The organism is Glacieibacterium arshaanense, assembly GCF_004681125.1.
GTDB lineage: Bacteria > Pseudomonadota > Alphaproteobacteria > Sphingomonadales > Sphingomonadaceae > Polymorphobacter_A > Polymorphobacter_A arshaanense.
The window spans coordinates 601,737-617,391 of record NZ_SIHO01000002.1; the positions used below are offsets into that span (position 1 = coordinate 601,737).

General features: G+C 66.1%; 15 protein-coding genes. 6 read left to right on the plus strand and 9 right to left on the minus strand.

The annotated features are described in order from the left end of the window. Positions 1–2: 2 nt before the first annotated feature. From rsmH to EUV02_RS09130, 4 genes are all read right to left on the minus strand, one after another. Positions 3–938 carry a 16S rRNA (cytosine(1402)-N(4))-methyltransferase RsmH gene (gene rsmH, locus EUV02_RS09115; RefSeq protein WP_135245924.1) on the minus strand — a complete coding sequence of 312 codons (936 nt, stop codon included), beginning with the start codon at positions 936–938 and terminating at the stop codon, positions 3–5. Then, the gene (locus EUV02_RS09120) at positions 935–1,399 is read right to left on the minus strand and encodes a division/cell wall cluster transcriptional repressor MraZ (protein ID WP_166430575.1); all 465 of its coding nucleotides are present in this window, start codon (positions 1,397–1,399) and stop codon (positions 935–937) included. Before EUV02_RS09120 ends, rsmH begins: the two co-directional genes overlap by 4 nt. Positions 1,400–1,778: 379 nt before the next feature. Next, entirely contained in the window at positions 1,779–1,940 is a 162-nt protein-coding gene (locus EUV02_RS09125) for a hypothetical protein (RefSeq protein ID WP_243445839.1), read from the minus strand. Positions 1,941–2,164: 224 nt separating this feature from the next. Beyond that, positions 2,165–3,169 carry a cysteine synthase A gene (locus EUV02_RS09130; protein WP_135245927.1) on the minus strand — a complete coding sequence of 335 codons (1,005 nt, stop codon included), beginning with the start codon at positions 3,167–3,169 and terminating at the stop codon, positions 2,165–2,167. A gap of 101 nt (positions 3,170–3,270) precedes the next feature. Between EUV02_RS09130 and EUV02_RS09135 the strand changes: the two genes are divergently transcribed. Beyond that, complete coding sequence (locus EUV02_RS09135) at positions 3,271–4,815, plus strand: peptide ABC transporter substrate-binding protein (protein ID WP_166430576.1); 1,545 nt, start codon at positions 3,271–3,273, stop codon at positions 4,813–4,815. 141 nt (positions 4,816–4,956) lie between these two features. Further along, the gene (locus EUV02_RS09140; RefSeq protein WP_135245929.1) at positions 4,957–6,462 is read left to right on the plus strand and encodes a flavin-containing monooxygenase; all 1,506 of its coding nucleotides are present in this window, start codon (positions 4,957–4,959) and stop codon (positions 6,460–6,462) included. Positions 6,463–7,320: 858 nt separating this feature from the next. On the opposite strand, the gene EUV02_RS09145 is transcribed toward EUV02_RS09140, so the two are convergent. Continuing rightward, on the minus strand, positions 7,321–7,548 hold the full coding sequence (locus EUV02_RS09145; RefSeq protein WP_135245930.1) for a sulfurtransferase TusA family protein: 228 nt from the start codon (positions 7,546–7,548) through the stop codon (positions 7,321–7,323). A gap of 118 nt (positions 7,549–7,666) precedes the next feature. Between EUV02_RS09145 and EUV02_RS09150 the strand changes: the two genes are divergently transcribed. Continuing rightward, positions 7,667–8,410, plus strand: coding sequence for a carbonic anhydrase family protein (locus EUV02_RS09150; RefSeq protein ID WP_135245931.1), 744 nt, complete (start codon positions 7,667–7,669; stop codon positions 8,408–8,410). A gap of 1 nt (position 8,411) precedes the next feature. Here EUV02_RS09150 and EUV02_RS09155 read toward each other — a convergent pair whose 3' ends face one another. Next, a complete protein-coding gene (locus EUV02_RS09155) occupies positions 8,412–8,744 on the minus strand; it encodes a hypothetical protein (protein ID WP_135245932.1) in 333 nt (110 codons plus the stop codon). A 63-nt stretch (positions 8,745–8,807) separates the two neighbouring features. On the opposite strand from EUV02_RS09155, the gene EUV02_RS09160 reads away from it, so the two are divergent. Further along, positions 8,808–10,052 (plus strand): TCR/Tet family MFS transporter, encoded by a 1,245-nt coding sequence (locus tag EUV02_RS09160; protein ID WP_135245933.1) that lies wholly within the window; start codon positions 8,808–8,810, stop codon positions 10,050–10,052. Here EUV02_RS09160 and EUV02_RS09165 read toward each other — a convergent pair. After that, positions 10,039–10,848: an enoyl-CoA hydratase/isomerase family protein gene (locus tag EUV02_RS09165; protein WP_135245934.1), complete on the minus strand. Its 810-nt coding sequence runs from the start codon at positions 10,846–10,848 to the stop codon at positions 10,039–10,041. The genes EUV02_RS09160 and EUV02_RS09165 overlap by 14 nt on opposite strands. Positions 10,849–10,997: 149 nt before the next feature. Between EUV02_RS09165 and EUV02_RS09170 the strand changes: the two genes are divergently transcribed. Next, on the plus strand, positions 10,998–11,846 hold the full coding sequence (locus EUV02_RS09170; protein WP_135245935.1) for an SDR family NAD(P)-dependent oxidoreductase: 849 nt from the start codon (positions 10,998–11,000) through the stop codon (positions 11,844–11,846). Positions 11,847–11,902: 56 nt separating this feature from the next. Here EUV02_RS09170 and EUV02_RS09175 read toward each other — a convergent pair whose 3' ends face one another. Beyond that, positions 11,903–12,571 carry a metallophosphatase domain-containing protein gene (locus EUV02_RS09175; protein WP_135245936.1) on the minus strand — a complete coding sequence of 223 codons (669 nt, stop codon included), beginning with the start codon at positions 12,569–12,571 and terminating at the stop codon, positions 11,903–11,905. 102 nt (positions 12,572–12,673) lie between these two features. Between EUV02_RS09175 and EUV02_RS09180 the strand changes: the two genes are divergently transcribed. Continuing rightward, complete coding sequence (locus EUV02_RS09180) at positions 12,674–14,506, plus strand: DUF885 domain-containing protein (RefSeq protein ID WP_135245937.1); 1,833 nt, start codon at positions 12,674–12,676, stop codon at positions 14,504–14,506. Here the strand turns inward: EUV02_RS09180 and EUV02_RS09185 are convergent. Continuing rightward, entirely contained in the window at positions 14,503–15,642 is a 1,140-nt protein-coding gene (locus EUV02_RS09185; protein WP_135245938.1) for an epoxide hydrolase family protein, read from the minus strand. The genes EUV02_RS09180 and EUV02_RS09185 overlap by 4 nt on opposite strands. Between the last annotated feature and the right edge of the window lie 13 nt (positions 15,643–15,655).

Genomic DNA, 15,655 nt, shown 5'->3' on the forward strand with positions numbered 1-15,655 from the left:
GGTCAAATCCTCCAGGCTGGGGCTGCGGTACGCGTTGCCGCGCGCAGCGTGGCCGAGCGGGCGCGCGGGTTGCGTGCCGCTTCGGCTTCGGAAGCACGCACCGGCTTTGCCGGTGCGCAAAAGGTCGGGGCAGGGCCGGTGGTGCCGGCTTGCGGCAAATGGCGCGATCCGCCAGGTTCGTTGCCCGAACGGCTACGCAAAAATCCCTTCACGGCGCGGTCTTCGAGGCTGTGGAAGCTGACCACCGCCAAGCGGCCACCCGGGCGCAGCAGTCGTTCAGCGGCGCGCAGTCCGGCATCAAGCTCGCCGAGTTCGTCGTTGACGTGAATACGGATGGCCTGGAACGTCTTGGTGGCGGGGTCCTTGCCGCCGGGCTTGTAGCCGCAGACGCTGCGCACCAGCCGTGCCAGTTCCGAGGTCCGCGTCAGCGGCCGGTCGGCGACGATGGCGCGTGCGATACGACGCGCTTTCGGCTCGTCGCCAAGCTGGAAGATGACATCGGCGATTTCGGATTCGTCCGCAGTGTTGAGGAAATCGGCAGCGGTCGGGCCGTCGCTGCTCATCCGCATATCGAGCGGGCCGTCGTTCATGAACGAAAAGCCGCGCTCGGCCTGGTCGAGCTGCATCGACGACACGCCGATATCGAGCGCCACGGCGTCGACCTGCGTGACGCCGAGTGCTTCCAGCGATTTGTCCATATCGGCAAAGCGACCATCGATCAGCGTCAGCTGGCCAGCAAACTCAGCCGCCAGTGCCGCGCCGCGCGCCAGCGCCTGCGGGTCGCGGTCGATCCCATAGGCCCGCGCGCCCGCGGCAAGCGCGGCGCGCGTATAGCCGCCGGCGCCAAAAGTGCCATCGACATAGATGTCGCCATTGGCCAGTGTCAGCGCTGCCATCACTTCGTCGAGCAGCACGGGGATATGCGGAGCGGCGGTCATTTGCGCGCGTCGAGCAGTTGCTGGACGATACGCCCGACGGGGCTGGTCGCGCCCTTGTGCTCGATCAGCCGTTGCGGGTGCCAGATTTCGAAATAGTCACCGGCGGCGATGAAGAACGCCAGCTTGTCGATGCCGCTGGCGAACTTGAGCGACTGCGACAGGATGATGCGGCCAGTCTCGTCGTATGGCAGGCTTTCGTTGAGACCGAAGGCATCGCGCGCGAAATCATCGCGTTCGTCCGAATAGTTGCCTGCAAAGCGCTCGTTGAGCTGAGCCTGCAGCCGCTCGAAGCGCAGTACGTCATAGCCGACGAGGCACGGCGCGCGTTCGGCGGGGCCGACGATCAGCTGCTTTTCGCCCGAGCGCTTTTCGTTGGTGTCACGATAGCCCGACGGCACCGACAGCCGGTTCTTCGCGTCGACCGCGTTCAACGCATAGCCGTGGAAGAAAAACGCCGTCACCTGTTGTCCCGCCCTCACCGTCAGGGCGCGAACCTTCCCACGTTCGCGCCTAGTCCGTTGCGAGGCGCACTACCGGATCATGGGTGATACAGCCCCGCATACACTGTGCAGAAGCGTTATCATGGGATTTGATGGGTAACAATGGGAAAACGTGGGTCAGAGTAGCATATTTGGCAGAAATGGCGGATTTTCGGGCTTTGTGAAATGCGAAAATTATATGTTCTACTTTTGATCTGGTAAAGATTGCCTGTGGATAACTTTGTGGACGCGGGCGTGATATTCAATGCTGGTGGGCCGCTGATTCGCGCGCGCAGCACTTCGGGCCGCGCGAGAGCTCGGGAAGACTAGGTATCGATGCGGTATTTGAACGTGGCCGCTGTCAGGTCTTGCTGGGGCGGCGCTCGGGAGTCGTCGTGGTAGTTTGCGCCGATTTGACAGCGTCACCCGAACTCGGCGCGACACCAAGCACGGCAAGCGTTTCGCCCTGTCCTTGTGGCTGGACGGTTTTGGCCGCAGGCTTCAGGCCCGCGGCGGCAATCATGACGAGAAGGAAAATTGCGGCAAGCCCGGTAAGGCCTACTCGAACGCGTTGCATGCTACTCTACTCCGGCTTTTGGCCTGCCGCTGCGCGCACCGAACGCTTGTGCGTGCGCAGTGACAATCGACGTGAAATGCCGGGTGAATTGCCCGGCGCGACGCGCCTTGGATGCACCTATATAGGCACAGAATAGGTTAATGTCAGGTTTATGACAAATCGGACGTGCCTCAAGCGTCGCGCAGCCATGGCGGCGCGGGCAGTCCCTTGGCGGCGCACCAGGCCGGATTGTAGATCGTCGAAAGGTAGCGCAGACCCGAGTCGCACAAGATGGTGACGATGGTTTTCCCGGGGCCCATATCGCGCGCCAGCCGTACCGCACCGGCAACGTTTATGCCCGACGAAAGGCCCAGGCACAGGCCTTCATGTTGTTGCAAATCATGGACATAGCCCAGCGCTTCGGTGTCGGGCACGCGGAACTGGGTGTCCACCGACAGCCCTTCGAGGTTGGCGGTGATGCGGCTCTGTCCGATGCCTTCGGACACCGAGTTGCCCTCTGCCCGTAGCTCGCCGTGCGCGAACCAATTGTACAGTGCCGCGCCTTCGGGATCGGTCAGCGCCAGCACCAGATCGGGGTTGAATTCCTTAAGGCCCATACCGGTGCCGGTCAGCGTGCCGCCGGTGCCGACGGCGCAGGTGAAGCCATCGATGTTGCCATCGGTCTGCGCCCAGATCTCGGGCGCCGTGGTGCGCAGATGCGCGAGGCGATTGGCGATATTGTCGAACTGGTTGGCCCAGACCGCGCCCGGCGTCTCCTCGGCAATGCGCCGCGACGTGTGCACGTAGTGCGCGGCGTTGCTGTATGGCGCCGCCGGGACCAGAATGAGCTCGGCACCAAGCGCGCGCAGCGTCTGCTGCTTTTCCTGCGACTGGGTGTCGGGCATGACGATGATGGTCTTGTAGCCGCGGGCATTGGCGACGACGGTCAGCCCGATGCCGGTGTTGCCCGCCGTGCCTTCGACAATCGTGCCGCCGGGCAGCAGGGCGCCGCGGGCTTCGGCATCGGCGACGATGAACGCGGCCGCACGGTCCTTGACCGAGCCACCGGGGTTCATGAACTCGCACTTGCCGAGGATGGTGCAGCCGGTCGCTTCGCTGGGCCCGCGCAGCCGCACCAGCGGCGTGTTGCCGATCAGTTCGAGGACGTCGCGGGCGGGTTGCTTGTGGCTATCCATGCCTCCGGCTTAGCGGCACGCACCTTAGGCTTCAAGTGCGCGTTGCCCGTGCGGCGCCGGCTGTCTAGATTGGCGGGATGTCCAGCTTGCCATCCCATCGCGTGCTTCGGGCCGCATTCGCTGTGGCGCTGGTGGTGGGTCTCGCCGCGTGCAAGCCGGACAGCGATGGCGGCGGCGCGACACTGCGCGTTGACAGCGTCGGGGACGGCGGCCGCGCCGAAACGCTGATGCGGCAGCAGGCCCTCGACGTTACCAGCCAGGGGCTGGTGCAGTTCGATGCCGCGGGTCAGACCGTACCGGGGCTGGCGACGAGCTGGCGCATTGCCGATGACGGGCTCAGCGTCATCTTCCGGCTGCGCGCGGCCAAGTGGAGCGACGGTCGCCCGGTGACTGCCGAACAGGTCGTGCTGTCATTCCAGCGCTTGCTGGCGCCCGCCAGTCGCAGCACGCTCAAGCCGCTGCTCGGGCGCATCGTCAATGCCCCGCAGGTTGCCTCTGGCCGGCTGGCGCCGCGGACGCTCGGCATCAGTGCGCCGGTGAACAACATCGTCGAGATTCGGCTGTCGGCGCCAATGCCCGAGCTGTTGCAGCTGCTGGCGCTGCCCGATGCGACGGTGCGGCGCAGCGGCGGCAATGCGCCGGTCAACGGGGCGTTCCTGCGCGATACCGGCGAAACCGCCGTGCCTGATCAGCAGCGGTTCAAGCGCAACCCCGATTTCCACGCGGCAGACAGCGTCAAGCTCGGTGCGCTCAACCTGACCGCGACCGCCGACCCGACGGCGGCAGTGGCGCGCTTCACCCGTGACGCGACCGATGTCGTGGTCGGCGGTGGCATCGGTAGCCTCGGCGAGGTGCGCGCGCTGACCAAGCCGGCGACCTTGCATGTCGAGCCGGTGCGCGGTGTCTATGGCTATGTCGCCAACGTCCGCAGCGGGCCGCTCGCCGATGTCCGGGTGCGCACGGCGCTGGCGATGGCAATCGACCGCGAGGCGCTGGTGCGCCGGCTGTTCACCGCCGACGATGTGCCACCACTGGCGGCGCTGCTGCCCGACTCACTGGTCGCGGCGCCGGTGCAGCCAAGTTGGAGCCATTTGTCGGTCGAGGAGCGGCTGGCGTCGGCGCGCGCGCTGCTGGCGGATGCCGGCTACGGCCCCGACCGCCCGCTCACCGTCAACCTGCGACTGCCCGCCGGGCGCGGCCATGCCGTGGTCGCGGCGGCAGTGGCGGCGGATTGGCAGGCGCTTGGTGTCGAGACCAAAACGCTGGCCGAGCCCGATGCCGCCTACACCCGCGCCATGGCCGCTGGCGACTTCGATCTCGCCGTCGTCGAACGCGCCAGCCCGGTCGATACGCCCTGGGCGCTGCTGGCCCCGCTGGGCTGCGCGGCGCGCATCGGCGGCTATTGCAACAAGGACGCCGACGCGCTGGTCGCCGCGGCTCTCACAGTCAAGGATCCGCCCAAGCGCGTCGAGGCGCTCGGCCAGGCCCAATCGCTGATGCTGATCGACACGCCGATGATCTCACTGTTCGTGCCGGTGCGCTGGTCGCTGGTCAGCCCGCAGGTCAGCGGCTGGGTCGACAACCCCGGCGGCCACCATCCGCTGGCGCGACTCACCAAGAACCAGCGCCGCCGGCTGATCAACTGATAGCCAGGCTTCGCCGACGGAAACGATATGGCGAATTGACGGGCTGGCGGCAGGCTGCGATGGCAAGGTTGATTTGCATCAAAGATCGCCACGTCAGATGGCGCTAGCAACATCTCTAAATCCAGCTCTGGGGAGACTGTCATGACCGCAACCACCACCGCCGCACGTCCCGCGTCCACCGCCGCCGTCGAACACTTCGACGTGCTGATTGTCGGGGCCGGTATCTCGGGCGTCGGCGCGGCCTATCACCTCGGCCAGCAATGCCCGCAGAAGTCGTTCGTGGTGCTTGAGGCACTCGAAAGCCACGGCGGCACCTGGCTGACGCACAAGTACCCCGGCATCCGTTCGGACAGCGACCTGTATACCTTCGGCTACCGCTTCAAGCCGTGGACGACGGCGCCGATCGCCACTGCCGAGGAGATCAACAAGTACATGGGCGAGGTCATCGAGGAGAACGACCTCGCGCGCCACATCCGCTACAAGCACAAGATCGTCCACGCCGAATGGTCGAGCAAGGACAACCTCTGGACCATCGACGCGGTCCGCACCGACACCGACGAGAAGCTGCGCTTCACCGCCAACTTCCTGTTCATGTGCCAGGGCTATTACCGCCACAACAAGGGCTACACCCCTGATTGGCCGGGCATGAGCGACTATAAGGGCACCATCGTCCACCCGCAGACCTGGCCCGAAGACCTCGTCTACAAGGGCAAGCGCGTGCTGGTCATCGGCTCGGGCGCGACCGCCGCGACGCTGGTGCCGGCGATTGCCGGCGACTGCGAACACGTCACGCTGCTGCAGCGTTCACCGACCTATTTCATCCCCGGCCGCAACGAGAACGAGCTCTACAACACGCTCGTCGAACTCGACATCGACCCGATGTGGATCCACGAAATCGTCCGCCGCAAGGTGCTCTATGACCAGGCGGTGTTCACCCGCCGCGCCATCGAGGAATCGGACACTGTCCGCGACGAATTGCTCGCCGGCGTCCGCGCCTTCCTCGGGCCCGACTATCCGGTCGAAAAGGACTTCACGCCGAGCTACCGGCCGTGGCGCCAGCGCATCGCCTTCATTCCCGATGGCGACCTGTTCCAGGGCATCAACGCCGGCAAGGCCGATGTCGTCACCGACGAGATCGACCGCTTTACGGCCAAGGGCATCCTGCTCAAGTCGGGCAAGGAGCTTGAGGCCGACATCATCGTCACCGCGACGGGGTTCAACCTCAACGTGCTCGGCGACATCGATTTTGTCATCGACAACAAGCCGATGGTGTTTTCGGACACCGTCACCTACCGCGGCATGATGTTTACCGGCGTACCCAACCTCGTCTGGGTGATGGGCTATTTCCGCGCCAGCTGGACGCTGCGCACCGAACTCGTCGCCGACTTCGTCTGCAAGCTGCTCAATGACATGGACCGCCGCGGTGCCAAGCGCGTCGTGCCGCAACTGCGCGACGATGAAAAGGACATGAAGCTCGGGCCGTGGATCGACCCCGAAAACTTCAACCCCGGCTATCTGATGCGCGGCATGCACCTGATGCCCAAGCGCGGCGACAAGCCCGAATGGCAGCACAGCCAGGATTACTGGGCCGAGAAGGATTCGATCCCGGCAATCAATCTCGACGACGGGCGCCTGCGCTTCGATTGAGCTGATTTGGGCAGGCCCGGCGAGACCCGGGTCTGCCCACTCTCGATCATCCCCGGCTTCGGGGAGGGGGACCATGCTCTTCGCATGGTGGAGGGGTAGAGCGGACCGCCGGTTGCACGCGCAGCTGGCTTGACGCGAATGGCCTTCAACCCCGCTGCTTTCGAGCCATTCAAAAGAATCCAAACCCGCTCATCCCGAGCGAAGCCAAGGGACATGCCCAACCGTGGGCTTGTCCCTCGACTTCGCTCGGGATGAGCGGGTTTTTTGTTTGGTGGAGCCGGTTTCAGGCAAGGCGCTCACCCACGACGAATTTCCGGCCAGCGGATATCCCCGCCCCGGTCCATCGTCCTTGGGTACTGACCCCCACCGCCACGGTGGAGATAATCCTCTTCCCGATGACGGCGTCCTTGGGAGGGTTGCTTGGTCATCGGGAAGAGGCAGGCTTTGTGACGTTGATCGGGATAGCCGGTAGCGGAGGACGTTTTTGCGGTTTCTTACGCCGCCAGCACTAGGGTCAGCACTGGTTTCAGTACAAAGTTTAGCACTAGGGTAGAGGTGTCCTCCTTGGAACACTTGGAGCTGAAGTTCCCGATCTAACAGAGCGCGGGGCTGAAAAGCGCGGCGGTGAGACGTCACGCCCGGGTACGCAAGTGGCGATCGTGAGCCCGGACAGGTTGGACGAGGAACTCCCATTCCTCGCCGCCTTGATTGATCTAATAACCTATTAGGTTCGTAATGTCAAGAAGAATCGCGTTTGCGGTGTGCTTATTCCTTCTTCCTCGAGAGGGCAGGAAGCCCACCCCGCTCGCGTGCCGCGAGACGCCCCTCCCGTTCCGGGAGGGGAGAAGAGGGGTTTGGTTACACCGTGATGCTGTAGCAGGTCGCGCCGTGCGCGGCGGGTGCGGTGGTGAGCGCTGCCCAGCCGCGTTCGCGCACGAACGCCGGCACGTCGGTCGCGGCGGCGGCGTCATCGGCGATCAGGTCGAAGCGGCGGCCTGGCGCGGCATCGCGCGCAGCTGCCGCCAGCCGCAGCACCGGCAGCGGGCAGCGCAGGCCGCGTGCATCGATTGTCGTGACATTTTCCATTGCCTCCCCTTGTAGCACGGCCGTCGCGGACCGCCACCGCCCCGCCACCGCACTGCGGCTTGCCAGCCATTTGGCGCCATGTCAGACTTGTCGCCGCAACGACTTGGGGGACGCAAAAATGACCGGACATGATGATTGCTGCGCCGTGGATCGCCGCGGGTTTCTCGGGCGCGGACTGGTCGGCGGCGGGCTGGCGGCCGGGCTGGCCTTGGTCGGCGGACTGGGCTGGGCCGACGGCGCGCGCGCCGCGTCGCTGACGCAGGCGCAGCGCGACGCGATGACCCCCGACCAGGTCGTGCAGGCGATGCTCGACGGCAATGCGCGTTTCCTGTCGGGCGTCCACCGCCAGCGCGATTTTCTTGCCGAAATGCGGTCGAGCGCGTCGGGCCAGTATCCGATGGCGGTGACGCTGTCGTGCATCGATTCACGCGCGCCGGTCGAGGCGATTTGCGACCTCGGCATCGGCGACACCTTCAGCGCGCGCGTCGCCGGCAATGCCGTCAACGACGACATCCTCGGCTCGATGGAGTTTTCGTGCGCGGTGGCCGGTGCCAAGGTGGTGATGGTGCTGGGCCACACCAAGTGCGGCGCGATCAAGGGCGCGATCGACAATGTCGTGCTCGGCAACCTGACGCTGCTGCTGGCGCGCTTCAAATCGGCGGTCGATGCGACCGAGTACAGCGGCGACCGCAGCGGCAAGAATTATGGCTTTGTCGATGCCGTGGCGGTGACCAATGTCCGCATGGTCATCGACACCATCCGCGAACGCAGCGAGGTGCTCGCCAAGCTTGAGAAGGCCGGGAAGATCAAGCTGGTCGGCGCGATGTACGACATCAGCACCGGCAAGATCGCGCTCGTCTGAGCTAGTCGCTGCTGCCGTCGCTGCCGCTGTCGCCGTCGCCGTCGCCGTCATCGCTCCAGTCGCCGGTGGCACCGCCGCCGCCGAAGCTGCCGCCGCCGCTGCGGAAGTCCCCGTCATCGGGTTCGGCGGTGCCGAAGAAGTCGCCATCGGTCGCCCCGGGCAGCGTTGGCAGCCCGTAGTTGTGGTGCAGCCCGGAGTCGGGTTCGGCGACCGGCGGCGTTTCGGACGCGGCTGCGGGTTTGCGACGGCCGAACTTGATCAGCAATAGCAGCAGCATCGCCAGCGTCAGGATGGGTATCAGGATGATGGCGGCGACCCTCCGGTTCAGCGCCACTCTAACCGCAGTGGCGGCAGCTTGATAGCTGCGCTAGGTTTGCGCGGCGTTTCGGGGGAATTCATGGCGGCCAGCAGGACAAACCACGGCCTTGCCTTCATCATGGTGACGGTGCTGATCGACAGCATCGGCTTCGGCATCGTCATTCCGGTGCTGCCGGGGCTGATCGTGCAATTGACCGGCCGCAGCATCGAAGGTGCGGCGCAGATCAGCGGCTGGCTGATGTTCGGCTATGCGGTCATGCAGTTCGTCTTCGGGCCGGTGATGGGGGCGCTGTCGGACCGCTTCGGGCGGCGACCGGTGCTGCTCGCGTCGCTGGCGGCATTCAGCGTTGATTATTTCGCGATGGGGTTCGCGCCGACGCTGGCATGGCTGTTTGCCGGGCGGCTGGTCGCGGGCATCACCGGCGCGTCGTTCAACACCGCGTACGCCTATATCGCCGATGTCTCGCCGCCGGAAAAGCGCGCCGCCAACTTCGGCCGCATCGGCGTGGCGTTCGGGCTGGGGTTCATCCTCGGGCCGGCGCTGGGCGGCATGCTGGCGACCTACGGACTGCGCGTGCCGTTTTACGTGGCGGGCGGGTTGGCGTTGCTCAACGTCGCCTATGGCTGGTTCATCCTGCCCGAAAGCCTCGACGCCGAACACCGCCGGGCGTTTGAGTGGCGCCGCGCCAATCCGGTGGGTGCGCTGCTGCATCTGCGCGCCGCGCAGCCGGTGGTGCTGGCGCTGGCGAGCGCGACATTCCTGTGGGTGCTCGGCCATCAGGCGCTGCAGGGGACCTGGAGTTTCTACACCATCTACCGCTTCGGCTGGACGCCGGCGCAGGTCGGCACCAGTCTTGCGGCGGTCGGCGTCGGCTCGATCCTGGTGCAGGGGTTGCTGATGGGGCGGCTGGTGCAGCGTTTTGGTGAGCGCACGCTGGTGGTCGCCGGCGGGCTGAGCGCGATTGCCGGCTATCTGACCTACGCCTTCGCCGGCGCGGGGTGGATGATGTACCCCGGCATCCTCGTCGCGGCGCTGTCGGGGGTGGTCTATCCGTCGCTGCAGGGGCTGATGTCGAACCTGACCGCGAAGACGGGGCAGGGCGAGTTGCAGGGCGCGGTCGCCAGCCTGTTCAGCCTCGCGACCATCATTGGCCCGCTGGTGATGACGCAGGCGTTCGCGTTCTTCACCGCACCCGCCGCGCCGTTCCAGCTGCCCGGCGCGGCCTTCGTGATGGCGGCACTGCTGACGGTCGGGGCGCTGCTGTTGTTTGGGCGCGCGATGCGGATGCGCGACGCGGTGGAGGCTCCGCTCAGTTCCCCGTAAACACCGCCGGGCGCTTTTCGATGAAGCTGGCGACGCCTTCGCGGTGATCGGCGGTGCCCATCAGCTTGAAGATGGTTTCGATGGCCCAGCCGCCGATGTCGTGGGGGTCGCCGTAGCTGGTGCGGCGCAGGCCTTCCTTCATGTAGCGCAGCGCCAGCGGCGGGTTGGCGGCGATGCGTGCGGCCATGGCGTTCGCCTCCGCCATCAAATCGGCGAACGGCACAACCTTGGTGACCAGCCCGATGCGCAGCGCTTCCGCGGCGTCGATGACATCGCCGGTGAACAGCAGTTCGGCGGCCTTGGACGGGCCGACAATGGCGGGAAGCCGCCACATGCCGCCGATGTCGGCGATCAGCCCGCGCTTGATGAACAGCTCGGCGAACTTGGCGGTGTCGGCGGCGATGCGGATATCGGCGAACAGCGACAGCTCCATGCCCCAGCCGACCGCCGGGCCGTTGACTGCGGCAATAACCGGCCGGTCGCAATTGAGCGCTGCCATCGCCGCGGGCGTCGCCGGCATCCGCACGCGCGGCAGCGTCGCGGACTTGGTCGGGCCCTTGCCGGTCAGCATCTCGACGACATCCTCGCCCGAACAGAAGCTGGCTTCGGCCCCCGTCACGATGACGCAGCGCACTTCGGGGTCGGACTGGACGTGCAGGAACGCCGCCTCGAGCTCCGCATAGGCGCGCGGGTTGAGCGCGTTGCGCCGATGCGGCCGGTCGAGCGTGATCGTCGCGACATGGTCGACCAGGGTGTAGCGCGTCACTTCGAACTGGTCGGGGTGGATGTTGGTCATGTTCGTCTCCGCTAAGAATGCAAGCGGCCATGTTCCGCATTTTCGCTGCCGCGTCCAGCGCGCAGACGCTTGCGAAACCGCTTGGCATTTTGCGGGGCAGCCCCGACTATGCTGCGCAGCATAATGCAGCATTGGGGAGTTATACGGGCATGAAGGATCTGGTCGGCAAGGTGGCGTTCGTCACGGGCGCAGCGTCGGGCATCGGGCTGGGGATTGCCACCGCGCTGGCGCAGGCCGGGGTCAAGGTTATGCTGTGCGATATCGAAAAGGACGCGCTCGACACCGCGGTGGCGGGATTGAAGCGCACCAACGCCGATGTCGAGGGCGTCGTCGCCGACGTGTCGCTCAAGGAAGCGCTGCAGACCGGCGCCGATGCGACGATGGCGCGCTTCGGCCGCGTCGATATTCTGGTCAACAACGCCGGCGTCGGCGGCGGTGGCAACTACGGCACGTGGAGCGATGGCGGCTGGAACTGGGTCATCGGCGTCAACCTGCTGTCGGTGGTCTGGGGCTTCGAGATTTTCGGGCCGCTGATCGAGCGCCAGGGGCCGGGCGGGCACATTGTTTCGACCGCGTCGATTGCCGGCTTGGTCGCCGCCACGAACCCCGCCTATGACGCGACCAAATACGCCGTCGTTGCGCTGTCCGAAGGGCTGCGCATCACGCTGGCGGAGCGCGGCATCGGTGTGTCGGTGCTGTGCCCCGGCCTCATCCGCACCAACATCATGAATTCGACGCGCAACATCCCGTCGCGCTTCGATGTCAAGGTCGTGGCACCGCCGACCGAAGGCCCGATCGCCGACTTCATCAAGGCGTTTTCAAGCGCGCTCGAAGCCGGCATCGACCCGCTCTATGTCGGTGAGCTGGTGCGCGAAGGCATCGAGAACGACTGGCCCTACATCTTCACCGACACGCAGTTCGAGCCGGCGGTCGAGGCGCGCTTCGCCAACATCAAGGCCGGGTTCGACCGCATCCGTGACCGCGTGCCGCGGCATTGAGGAGGTAGAGCCTCCGGCGGGCAGAGCCTTGGCCCTGCACCCGGATTTTGGCGGGCTCAGCCGAGGCGTGAGGTCAGTATGAAGCTGACAGGCGGCAGCATTTTGCCGGTGCCGCTTTCAATCGACGCGGCGTTGATGAACAGCGTTTCGCCGATTTTGCGCTGGCCGGCGCTGGCGTGCACATGGCCGAAGCAGTGCACGCGCGGCGCGATGCGCGGCAGTTCATCGGCGAGCGCCGGGCACCCCAACGACTTGCCGCTGCGCGCGGCGTCGAGGATGCCTTGCGGCGGCGTGTGCGTGACCAGAATGTCGATGCCCGGTGGAGCTTTCGCCCAGGCATCGGCGAGCCCTGCCGGCCCCTTGAAGAAGGCATGGCGCGGCAGAAACGGTACCCATGACGCGCCGTGGATTTTCAGCCCGCGAAACTCGACCGTCTCGTCGTGCAGGAAATGCGCATTGCGGAACGGTTGCGGCTGGCGCCCCAGCGCCGCTTCAAGCTCGCGGTCATGGTTGCCGCCGATGCACAATATCCGGTCGAAACGCTGCCGCCCGAACCACGCATCGATTTCCGCGATACGGTCCGGCGTCCGGCCGAACAGGCGCTGCGGCGGCTTGCTGAACAGGTCGAACATGTCGCCGCAATGGATCAGCAAGTCGCCCGCCGGCAGGTCGAATTCGCCGTGCCGGCAGTGCGTGTCGCTGATGACGGTGACGCGGGTTTCCATGCCATAAGCTTAGCAGCACCAGCGAATTCGGCCAGCCGCGAAGAAGGGCTTCACCGCGATTTGGCCAACGCCTATGGTTGCTGCAACCAACAGGGAATCAGCATGAAAATCAGCTTCAAAATCGGCGTGGCAGCAGTGATGGCGGGGCTGATGCTGCCTGCCACGAGCGCCGGCGCCGCGGCGCCCGTTTCTGCAGCCACTGCCAGCGAGGATGCGCGGCTGACGGCGTTCCTCGACGCCGAGTTCGCCGAATGGGTCAAGCAGCAGCCACAGCTCGCGACACGGCTCGGCATCAAGGCTGGCGGTGACCGCTGGAACGACATCAGCGAAGCCGCCGCCGCGCAGCAACTGGCGTGGCGCAACGCCAGCGTGGCGCGGATGAAGGCGCAGTTCGACCGTGAGAAGCTGTCGCCCGAAGCGCGCGTCAATTACGACATCTGGGCGCTCGAGGCCGACCGCGCGGCGTTGGCGCAGGCCAACCGCATCTATCGCCCGCCCTTCTATTCGTTCCTCTATTCGGCACACAGCCAGTTGCCCGATTTTCTGGTCAACACCCACGCCGTCGCCGATACCGTCGACTTGAAGAACTATATCGCCCGGCTGCGCGGGCTGCCGGCGGTGCTCGACACTGCCATCGCACGCAGCAAGGTCAGCGACGCCGCGGGGATACGCGCGCCGAAGTTCCAGATCGAACGCATCATCGCCGGCAGCGAGACGCTCATCACCGGCGCGCCGTTCGGGCCGGGTCCAGACTCGCCGCTATGGGCCGATGTCAACGCCAAGACCGAGGCGCTGGTCAAAGCCGGCAAGCTGCCGCGCGCCGAAGCCGACGCGCTGCTCGGCGAAGCGCGCACTGCGCTGCTCGGCATCAAGCCCGCCTATGAACGCGTCATCGCCTGGGCGCGCGCCGACCTGCCGACCGCGCCGAGTGGCCGCGTCGGCGCGATCTCGCTGCCCGGCGGCGCGGCCTATTACGCCAATGAACTGCGGCTCAACACGACGACCGACCTGACCGCCGACCAGATCTATGCCATCGGCCTGAAGGAAGTCGCGCGGATCGAGGCCGAACAGGATGCGCTGGCGCGCAAGGACGGCTTCAAGGACCGCGAGGCCTATTACGCAGAGCGCGCCCGGCTGTTCCCGCCGCGGCCGTATGACGATGCGGCGCGCGCCGAATATCTCGCCGCGTCGAACGCCGCTGTCGCGCGCAACCGTACGCTGCTCGCGCCCTATTTCGGCACGCTGCCGGCGTACAAGATGGAGGTCGTGCGCGAACCGGCGTTCAGCGAAGTCGCCGGTGGCGCCGCGCACGCAGCACCACCCAGCCCCGACGGTGCGCGGCCCGGCCGCGTCTATCTCCACCTCGTCGGCGATACCAAGGACCCCGCCGAAACCATCGACCTGATGTGCCACGAAGGCGTGCCGGGCCATGTCATGCAGGGCGACATCCAGGTGCGGCAGAGCGGCGGGCCGAAGTTCCGCAAGGTGACGGGCTATGTCGCGTTCGGCGAAGGCTGGGGGCTGTATGCCGAGGCGCTGTGCAAGGAAATCGGTGCTTACCCCGATACCGCCAGCGACTTCATGCGGCTCGACGCCGAACTGTTCCGCGCCGCGCGACTGGTCACCGACACCGGCATCCACGCGCGCGGCTGGACCGAGGACGAGGCGGTCGCCTACATGATCAAGACCGGCCGCCAGTCACCCGAAGCGTCGCGCTCCGAAGTCCGCCGCTACATCACGCTGCCGGGGCAGGCGACCGGCTACAAGATCGGCATGTTGAAGATCATGGAGCTGCGGCAGCGGGCCGAGGCCGAGCTTGGGCCGAAGTTCGATATCAAGGGCTTCCACGACCTGCTGATTGCGTCGGGGTCACAGCCGTTGCCGATCCTCGAACGCCGCGTTGATGACTGGATTGCGGCGAAGAAGGCGGGCTAGCGCACCTGCCGGAAACAGTCGCGGATCTCGCCAACGTATAGCGCCGGCTGCTCCCATGCCGCGAAATGCCCGCCCTTGGGCATTTCGTTCCAGTGGATGATGTTCGACATGTGGCGTTCGCCCCAGCGCCGCGACGAGCGGAAGATTTCCTTGGGGTAGATGCTGACGCCCACCGGCAGGTCGAGCTGCTGCGAGCCGAAGCTGCCGAAGCTTTCCCAGTATAGCCGCCCCGATGACGCGCCGGTCGCGGGCAGCCAGTAGAGCATGATGTTGTCGAGCATTTCGTCCATCGTCAGCGCGTCTTCGGGGTTGCCCTGGTTGTCGGTCCACGCCCACATCTTCTCGTAGATCCACGCCGCCTGGCCGGCGGGGGAGTCGACCAGCGCGTAGCCGAGCGTCTGCGGCCGCGTGCCCTGCTGCTTCGAATAACCCGAATCCCACTCCTGATAATGCTGGAGCCCGGCGACGGCGCTGGCCTCCATCGGCGTCAGGTCGGCCATGTCTTCGGGTCCGGGGAAAATCAGCGGCATGTTGACGTGGATGGCCGCGCACGCCGGCGGCTTGATGACGCCGATTGCGGTGGTGACGGCGGCGCCCCAGTCGCCACCCTGCGCCACCCAGCGTGTGTAGCCGAGCCGCTCCATCAGCTTGATCCAGCTCATCGCAATATGCGGCACGCCCCAGCCGGTCTGCGTCGGCTTGCCCGAAAAGCCGAAGCCCGGCAGCGACGGCATGACGACATGGAAGGCGTCTTCGGCCTTGCCGCCGTGCGCGGTCGGGTCGGTCAGCGGCCCGATGACCTTCATGAACTCGATCACCGACCCCGGCCAGCCGTGCGTGACGATCAGCGGCAGCGCGTCCGGATGCTTCGAGCGCACATGGAGGAAGTGGATGTCGAGCCCGTCGATGTTGGTCTTGAACTGGCCGAGCGCGTTAAGCCGCGCCTCGCAGGCGCGCCAGTCGTAGCGGGTGCGCCAATGCTCGACGAGCGCCTGGACCTTGGCGAGCGGGCTGCCCTGCGTCCAGTCGGCCACGGTTTCCTTTTCGGGCCAGCGCGTCGCCGCCAGCCGCGCCGCAAGGTCATCGAGCTGCGCCTGCGGGACAGCGAGCGTGAACGGCGTGACGGTATCGGACATGGTGGCTTTCCCC

What these genes read in the sequence shown, in the direction of transcription:
- EUV02_RS09130 (WP_135245927.1), bottom strand. Translation starts at nt 3,169, where the DNA reads ATGGATAGCCACAAGCAACCCGCCCGCGACGTCCTCGAACTGATCGGC.
- EUV02_RS09150 (WP_135245931.1), top strand. Translation starts at nt 7,667, where the DNA reads ATGACCGGACATGATGATTGCTGCGCCGTGGATCGCCGCGGGTTTCTC.
- EUV02_RS09140 (WP_135245929.1), top strand. Translation starts at nt 4,957, where the DNA reads ATGACCGCAACCACCACCGCCGCACGTCCCGCGTCCACCGCCGCCGTC.
- EUV02_RS09165 (WP_135245934.1), bottom strand. Translation starts at nt 10,848, where the DNA reads ATGACCAACATCCACCCCGACCAGTTCGAAGTGACGCGCTACACCCTG.
- EUV02_RS09185 (WP_135245938.1), bottom strand. Translation starts at nt 15,642, where the DNA reads ATGTCCGATACCGTCACGCCGTTCACGCTCGCTGTCCCGCAGGCGCAG.
- EUV02_RS09145 (WP_135245930.1), bottom strand. Translation starts at nt 7,548, where the DNA reads ATGGAAAATGTCACGACAATCGATGCACGCGGCCTGCGCTGCCCGCTG.
- EUV02_RS09180 (WP_135245937.1), top strand. Translation starts at nt 12,674, where the DNA reads ATGAAAATCAGCTTCAAAATCGGCGTGGCAGCAGTGATGGCGGGGCTG.
- rsmH (WP_135245924.1), bottom strand. Translation starts at nt 938, where the DNA reads ATGACCGCCGCTCCGCATATCCCCGTGCTGCTCGACGAAGTGATGGCA.
- EUV02_RS09170 (WP_135245935.1), top strand. Translation starts at nt 10,998, where the DNA reads ATGAAGGATCTGGTCGGCAAGGTGGCGTTCGTCACGGGCGCAGCGTCG.
- EUV02_RS09125 (WP_243445839.1), bottom strand. Translation starts at nt 1,940, where the DNA reads ATGATTGCCGCCGCGGGCCTGAAGCCTGCGGCCAAAACCGTCCAGCCA.
- EUV02_RS09160 (WP_135245933.1), top strand. Translation starts at nt 8,808, where the DNA reads ATGGCGGCCAGCAGGACAAACCACGGCCTTGCCTTCATCATGGTGACG.
- EUV02_RS09175 (WP_135245936.1), bottom strand. Translation starts at nt 12,571, where the DNA reads ATGGAAACCCGCGTCACCGTCATCAGCGACACGCACTGCCGGCACGGC.